Source organism: Bacillus sp. FSL W8-0770 (assembly GCF_038008705.1).
GTDB classification, from domain to species: Bacteria; Bacillota; Bacilli; order Bacillales; family Bacillaceae_G; genus Bacillus_A; species Bacillus_A cereus.
In genome coordinates this window covers 262,501-270,000 of record NZ_JBBOZR010000001.1, presented here as the reverse complement: position 1 = coordinate 270,000, position 7,500 = coordinate 262,501, and the positions used below count along the sequence as shown (strand labels likewise).

Genomic DNA, 7,500 nt, shown 5'->3' with positions numbered 1-7,500 from the left:
TGGCCGATCACCCTCTCAGGTCGGCTACGCATCGTTGCCTTGGTGAGCCGTTACCTCACCAACTAGCTAATGCGACGCGGGTCCATCCATAAGTGACAGCCGAAGCCGCCTTTCAATTTCGAACCATGCGGTTCAAAATATTATCCGGTATTAGCCCCGGTTTCCCGGAGTTATCCCAGTCTTATGGGCAGGTTACCCACGTGTTACTCACCCGTCCGCCGCTAACTTCATAAGAGCAAGCTCTTAATCCATTCGCTCGACTTGCATGTATTAGGCACGCCGCCAGCGTTCATCCTGAGCCAGGATCAAACTCTCCAATAAAGTTAGTTTGTCTAGCATCTAAAATAAAAATTGACGTTTCACGTTGTTTGTTTCGTTCAGTTTTCAAAGAACTACTTGGTCGCTCATTTGCGACTTCCTTATGTTAACATTTTCATCTTTCAATGTCAACTAAGTTTTTCATTTCGTTTGTCGCTTGCGATGTTAATGTCATCGGCGACTTGTTCTATATTACACCTCTAAAGTATAATCGTCAACACCTTTTTATAAAGAATTTCAATTTAATATTTTTATGCTCTTTTAGCTAGATACGTCTCTATAGGATTTCATTATCGGAGCACACCTTCTGCTTCTCTTTAATTTATTTTTCCAAATATATTCAAGTTAATTTGAACTCTAGACTTAACTTGTGTGGACGTTTTCCTCCAACAAAACTAGCAACCTTATTTTAACAAATACTAGTATATAATTAGAGAGTTATTGTACTATCAATAAAACTCTATTAGAAGCAGGTGAAGATATGAAAGATATACGTATCCTTATAGCAGACGACGATAAAGAAATCCGAAATTTATTAAAAATATATTTAGAACGAGAATTATACATGGTAGACACTGCAATCAACGGCGAAGAAGCCTTGCATTTATTTAATCAAAATAAATATAACCTCGTTATATTAGATCTTATGATGCCCAAAATAGATGGAATCGAGGTATGTAAAAAACTTAGAGATAAAACTAACGTACCTATATTAATGCTCACAGCTAAAGATCACGAAGTTGATAAAATTTTAGGTTTAAGCATTGGTGCTGATGATTATATTACGAAACCTTTCAGCATTCACGAAGTAATTGCACGAGTAAAAGCTCTTATGCGGCGTTTTTTAGTTCTCGGAAGTAACAATACTGCTCAAGAAAAAACAACTTTATCTTTTAAAGGACTAACTATCAATTTAAATACATACACAGTTCATACAAACAAAGAAGAAATTAGCTTAACCGGAAAAGAATTGGAACTGTTAAAATTCTTTACTTCAAACCCAGGGCAAGTATTTACAAAAACACAGCTCTTCCGAAATGTGTGGGACGATAATTATATAGAAGATGACAATACCGTTATGGTACATATTCGAAAACTTAGAAAGAAAATAGAAATTGACCCTTCCAATCCAAAATTCATTCAGACTATATGGGGAATTGGTTATAAGTTTGTAGGTGAAAAGCTTGAAGACTGATAAAACCCTCTTCCTTATTTCATTACAACTTATCATTTGCGGGATTTTAAACATACAAATGGGCCCAAGATTAAAAATGTCTTTATTTATTATCCTTATCTTAATTACAATTTATCTCTTCTTTTCAAGAATACAATTCATTCAACATCGTAAAGCAATGGATACTAAATTAAGTCGTGTACTAAAAGGAAACTTACAAACGAGATTATTCACAAGCAATGACCACTCATTACATAATATCGTTTTTTCAATAAACGAGCTAATTGCTAAATTAGAGCAGGTTCAGATTGAAGCCAAAAGATCCGAGGAATCCAGAAAACAACTTTTGTCTAGTATCTCCCACGATATACGAACACCACTCACCTCCATTATCGGATATATAGATGCTTTGAAAGACGGAGTTGCTGCTTCTGAAATAGAAAAACAAGAATATCTTAAAGTACTCTACATGAAATCAAATAACTTAAAGCACCTAGTTGATGAAATATTCAATATGGCGAAGCTAGACGCTAATGAATTTCCACTAAAAGAAGAAGAACTCGACTTTTCTGAAGTTACTAGAGAAGTTTTGATTGAATTTTTACCTGAGCTCTCAAAACATAACATCGAACTGCAAATTCTCATACCAGAGTCTACTTGTCCTATCATCGCAGATCATCTAAGCATTATGCGGATTATCGGTAATTTAATGAAAAATGCAATTTATTACGGAAAGGATGGGAAAACAATAGGAGTCGAACTGCTAGAAGCTGATGCAGAATACAAACTTCATATTTGGGATCAAGGCCCTGGTATTCCACAACATGATTTACAAAACATATTTGAGCGAATGTACCGAAGCGAACAATCAAGAAACTCTTCATTTGGTGGTAGCGGTCTCGGACTCTCTATTTCTAAAGCACTCGTTGAAAAAAATGGTGGGCATATATGGGTTGAAAGTACTCCATGGAAACGAACTACTTTTGGCTTTTCTGTTCCAAAACACAATACTTTTAAGAAATAGTTAAGAAATGATTAATATGCAGTTAAGCCTTCCTTTTTATGATGTAAGTAAGAACTTATAGAAAGCAGGTGTCTCCTATAAATACAATTATAAAAACGACTAACCTTACTAAAGTATATGGCAATCAAAAATCAGTAGATAATTTAAATATTAATGTTCAACAAGGAGAGATTTATGGCTTCATAGGCCGCAACGGTGCTGGTAAAACAACAACCATTCGTATGCTGCTTAGTCTTATAAAACCTACAAGCGGAACGATTGAAATATTCGGAGAGAACTTATTCCAAAATCAAAAAGATATTTTAAGCAGAATTGGTTCTATAGTTGAAGTTCCAGGATTTTATGAAAACTTAACTGCAAAAGAAAACCTACTAATTAATGCAAAGATAATTGGGGTTCACAAAAAGAATGCTATCGAAGAAGCATTAGAAATAGTAGGCTTGCAGCATGAGACAAAAAAGTTAGTAGGAAAGTATTCTTTAGGAATGAAGCAACGCTTAGGAATTGCACGCGCTCTTCTCCATTATCCTGAGCTACTCATATTAGATGAACCAACTAACGGACTAGACCCTATTGGTATTAAAGAAATGCGAAAACTTATTCATTCTTTAGCTCAAGAAAGAAATATAACAATACTCATTTCTAGTCACATATTAGCCGAGATAGAACAGTTGGTCGATCGTATCGGAATTATTCATGAAGGAAAGTTACTAGAAGAGGTTTCTCTTGATACGCTGCGCAAAGCAAACCGTAAGTACATAGAGTTTCAAGTGAATAATGACGATAAAGCTGTGATGTTATTAGAAAATCATCTTCAAATTTTTGATTATGAAGTACATGATGAAGGAAATATTCGTATTTACTCTCATTTTGGACAACAAGGATACATAAACAGAACGTTCGTTCTTAATGATGTTGAAGTATTAAAAATGATGATAAGCGAAGATAGACTAGAAGATTATTTCACCAAACTAGTTGGAGGTGGAACAATTGGTTAATCTACTCTATACAGAACTCTTAAAACTAAAACGCTCTAATATGTTTTTAATTAGCATTATTGGTGCTGGTGTCGCACCTTTCTTAGTTGTAGTAGCCTCTTATATACATATAAAAACAAAACAGCCTACTCCAACTATTTGGTTCCATCAATTATTCACTGACGTTAACTTATATACTACTTTAGTTATAGGATTCCCCTTATATGGAGTAGTGGTTGCATATTTGCTTACCCGCGAATATGCAGAAGATACACTGAAAAATTTACTAACTATCCCCGTGTCGCGCATTAGCTTTATTATAAGTAAATTCATCATTCTCTTTCTTTGGATTATGATGCTAACTTTAGTCGCTTGGGCACTTACTTTAATATTAGGGCTATTGGGGAACTTCCCTGGCTTTAACATTTCTTTACTTTTAGGTTCTTTCCTAGAATTTTTAATATGTGGTGGACTTCTCTTTCTATTGTCTTCACCTATTGTGCTACTAACTCTTGTAATGAAGAGCTATGTACCGCCCATTATATTAACAGTCATTATTACAATGACTAATCTTATGCTCGTAAACTCCAAGCATAAAGATTTATTTCCGTGGACCGCTACTCTAGATATCGCAAATAACGAATTACAACCGACATATCCACCAGAGTATTCTTATATCATCATTGCAGTAACGACAATTTCCGGATTTATTGCAACACTATTCTATTTTAAAAAAGTAGACATTCATTAATTTGTAGGAGTGAAACTATGAGCGATATCATTATTGCCTTCATACTCGGTATTGTAGAAGGATTAGCTGAATTTTTACCTATATCCTCTACTGGCCATCTTATATTAGTCGGGCATTTATTAGGCTTTGAGGGAGAAAGAGCGAAAACGTTTGAAATTGTTATTCAGCTAGGCGCAATTTTAGCCATTGCAATTTTATATCATAAACGTCTCGTTTCTTTATGTAATATTAAGCCTCTTCTACAGAAAGAAAAAAAATTCAACGCGTTCCATGTATTTCTTGGCGTATTTCCGGCAGTGGTTGCTGGTTTGCTACTACATGATATTATTAAAACATACTTATTCCAGCCATACACTGTTGTGATTGGACTTGTAGCAGGTGCAATTCTTATGCTCTTTGCAGAAGTAAAAAAGAAAGAGGCAGCAGCCTATTCACTGGACGATTTAACATACCGCCAAGCTTTAACAATCGGATTATTTCAGTGCTTAGCAGTATACCCTGGCTTCTCTAGAGCTGGCTCTACTATCTCTGGAGGTCTATTAGCAAAAGTAAATTATAAGACTGCATCTGAATTCTCTTTTCTAATAGCTCTTCCTGTAATGATTGGGGCTACAGGCTTAGACTTACTAAAAAGTTGGAAGTATTTAAGTGTCGATGACATCCCTATGTTTGCGGTAGGATTCATTACCTCTTTTATAGTAGCGATGCTAGCGGTAGTAACTTTTTTAAAGCTTTTAGAGAAGATAGGTTTAAAACCTTTTGCGTACTATCGTATTTTGTTGGCTATCTTATTTACGCTTTTCGTATTGCTATAGATGCATATAAGTCACATATTATTAAACTGATATTCAATTTAGAATATCAGTTTTTTCATCTATTTTAACTCTAGTATTACTCACTTCAATATGGCATAGTGATAATAAACTACCATTCATACTCTGAACGTTCTTTAAGTAACTACATCCTTTATCATAAAATGCAATTGGAAAATTAAAGATTCCATATATGTACAGAACATATTTACAAACTATATTCACTCCACATAGTATCTTTTTAATTTGCAACACACCGCTACAACTTTTAAATGAGTACAAAGACATACTAAATAAGTAAGTAAATTTCCTAGGAATTATAAAGAGACTAAATATGAATTAGAGTGAGGTAACGATAAAAATGAATCAATTAGCACAAACATATTGGGATACTTATTGGGGAAACAACAAAAAACCAGAATCTGTTACAGCTTGGCAATTTGGGGATGCCCCTAATTATCTTGCACAACTAGTAATTGACGGTATTAAAACCGCTACATGCTCCGGTCACATTTTTTATGAATTAGAACATGAATCACTACCGACTACTATTGATTATAGTATTATACTCAATAGTAATGATGAACCTGTAGCTATTATTAAGACAATAGAAGTAACTGTAACACCAATGAATGAAGTAAGCGAAGAATTCGCTATCGCTGAAGGCGAAGGAGATCGTACTTATAATTACTGGAGAGACACCCATGTTCGTTTTTTTACAAAGGAACTAAATGAGCTTGGTCTTAATTTCTCTGAAGATATGTTACTCGTCTGTGAGCGTTTTGAACTTGTTGATGTGAACAATAAAGTGAAATTTTAATAAACTGAGATTTACCAGCCATTCTTATTTTTATAAAACACAAAAAAGACGAGTCATTCTGACTCGTCTTAAAGTTGCTTGGCGACGTCCTACTCTCACAGGGACAAGGTCCCAACTACCATCGGCGCTAGAGAGCTTAACTTCCGTGTTCGGTATGGGAACGGGTGTGACCTCTCTGCCATCATCACCAAACTATGAAGGCATATTCCTTCAAAACTAGATAACATTGCTACATATTATATGGTTAAGTCCTCGATCTATTAGTATTCGTCAGCTCCACATGTCACCATGCTTCCACCTCGAACCTATCAACCTGATCATCTTTCAGGGATCTTACTAGCTTACGCTATGGGAAATCTCATCTTGAGGGGGGCTTCATGCTTAGATGCTTTCAGCACTTATCCCTTCCGCACATAGCTACCCAGCTATGCCCTTGGCAGAACAACTGGTACACCAGCGGTGCGTCCATCCCGGTCCTCTCGTACTAAGGACAGCTCCTCTCAAATTTCCTACGCCCACGACGGATAGGGACCGAACTGTCTCACGACGTTCTGAACCCAGCTCGCGTACCGCTTTAATGGGCGAACAGCCCAACCCTTGGGACCGACTACAGCCCCAGGATGCGATGAGCCGACATCGAGGTGCCAAACCTCCCCGTCGATGTGGACTCTTGGGGGAGATAAGCCTGTTATCCCCGGGGTAGCTTTTATCCGTTGAGCGATGGCCCTTCCATGCGGAACCACCGGATCACTAAGCCCGACTTTCGTCCCTGCTCGACTTGTAGGTCTCGCAGTCAAGCTCCCTTATGCCTTTGCACTCTACGAATGATTTCCAACCATTCTGAGGGAACCTTTGGGCGCCTCCGTTACACTTTAGGAGGCGACCGCCCCAGTCAAACTGCCCACCTGACACTGTCTCCCGGGTCGATAAGACCCGTAGGTTAGAATTTCAATACAGTCAGGGCGGTATCCCACCAGCGCCTCCACCGAAGCTAGCGCTCCGGTTTCAATGGCTCCCGCCTATCCTGTACAAACTGTACCAAAATTCAATATCAGGCTACAGTAAAGCTCCACGGGGTCTTTCCGTCCTGTCGCGGGTAACCTGCATCTTCACAGGTACTATAATTTCACCGAGTCTCTGGTTGAGACAGTGCCCAAATCGTTACACCTTTCGTGCGGGTCGGAACTTACCCGACAAGGAATTTCGCTACCTTAGGACCGTTATAGTTACGGCCGCCGTTTACTGGGGCTTCAGTTCAGAGCTTCGCTTACGCTAACCCCTCTCCTTAACCTTCCAGCACCGGGCAGGTGTCACCCCCTATACTTCGCCTTACGGCTTCGCAGAGAGCTGTGTTTTTGCTAAACAGTCGCTTGGGCCTATTCACTGCGGCTTTCCGTTAAGAAAGCACCCCTTCTCCCGAAGTTACGGGGTCATTTTGCCGAGTTCCTTAACCAGAGTTCTCTCGCACACCTTAGGATTCTCTCCTCGCCTACCTGTGTCGGTTTGCGGTACAGGCACCTTTTATCTCGCTAGAAGCTTTTCTTGGCAGCGGGGAATCAAAGACTTCGCTCCATAAGGAGCTTCCCCATCACAGCTCAGCCTTTACGATAAGCGGATTTGCCTA

6 protein-coding genes and 3 rRNA genes (2 of these 9 cut by a window edge) are annotated in these 7,500 nt (G+C 38.1%); 6 read left to right on the top strand and 3 right to left on the bottom strand.

Going from position 1 to position 7,500, the window contains the following annotated elements; all coding sequences use genetic code 11:
- Positions 1–321, bottom strand: a 16S ribosomal RNA gene (locus tag NST27_RS01550) (it extends 1,231 nt beyond the left edge of the window).
- Between the two features lie 478 nt (positions 322–799).
- Between NST27_RS01550 and NST27_RS01545 the strand changes: the two genes are divergently transcribed.
- From NST27_RS01545 to NST27_RS01520, 6 genes are all read left to right on the top strand, one after another.
- The gene (locus NST27_RS01545; protein ID WP_000651991.1) at positions 800–1,513 is read left to right on the top strand and encodes a response regulator transcription factor; all 714 of its coding nucleotides are present in this window, start codon (positions 800–802) and stop codon (positions 1,511–1,513) included.
- The gene (locus NST27_RS01540; RefSeq protein WP_000845336.1) at positions 1,503–2,516 is read left to right on the top strand and encodes a sensor histidine kinase; all 1,014 of its coding nucleotides are present in this window, start codon (positions 1,503–1,505) and stop codon (positions 2,514–2,516) included. Before NST27_RS01545 ends, NST27_RS01540 begins: the two co-directional genes overlap by 11 nt.
- Positions 2,517–2,584: 68 nt before the next feature.
- Entirely contained in the window at positions 2,585–3,514 is a 930-nt protein-coding gene (locus NST27_RS01535; protein WP_000074579.1) for an ABC transporter ATP-binding protein, read from the top strand.
- Entirely contained in the window at positions 3,507–4,244 is a 738-nt protein-coding gene (locus tag NST27_RS01530) for an ABC transporter permease (protein ID WP_000247716.1), read from the top strand. The genes NST27_RS01535 and NST27_RS01530 overlap by 8 nt, the downstream gene beginning before the upstream one ends.
- Positions 4,245–4,261: 17 nt before the next feature.
- On the top strand, positions 4,262–5,059 hold the full coding sequence (uppP, locus tag NST27_RS01525; RefSeq protein ID WP_001279960.1) for an undecaprenyl-diphosphate phosphatase UppP: 798 nt from the start codon (positions 4,262–4,264) through the stop codon (positions 5,057–5,059).
- Between the two features lie 358 nt (positions 5,060–5,417).
- A complete protein-coding gene (locus NST27_RS01520) occupies positions 5,418–5,876 on the top strand; it encodes an ASCH domain-containing protein (RefSeq protein WP_001072418.1) in 459 nt (152 codons plus the stop codon).
- Between the two features lie 76 nt (positions 5,877–5,952).
- Here the strand turns inward: NST27_RS01520 and rrf are convergent.
- Both rrf and NST27_RS01510 read right to left on the bottom strand, forming a co-directional pair.
- A 5S ribosomal RNA gene (gene rrf, locus NST27_RS01515) occupies positions 5,953–6,068 on the bottom strand.
- A gap of 48 nt (positions 6,069–6,116) precedes the next feature.
- A 23S ribosomal RNA gene (locus NST27_RS01510) occupies positions 6,117–7,500 on the bottom strand (it continues 1,538 nt past the right edge of the window).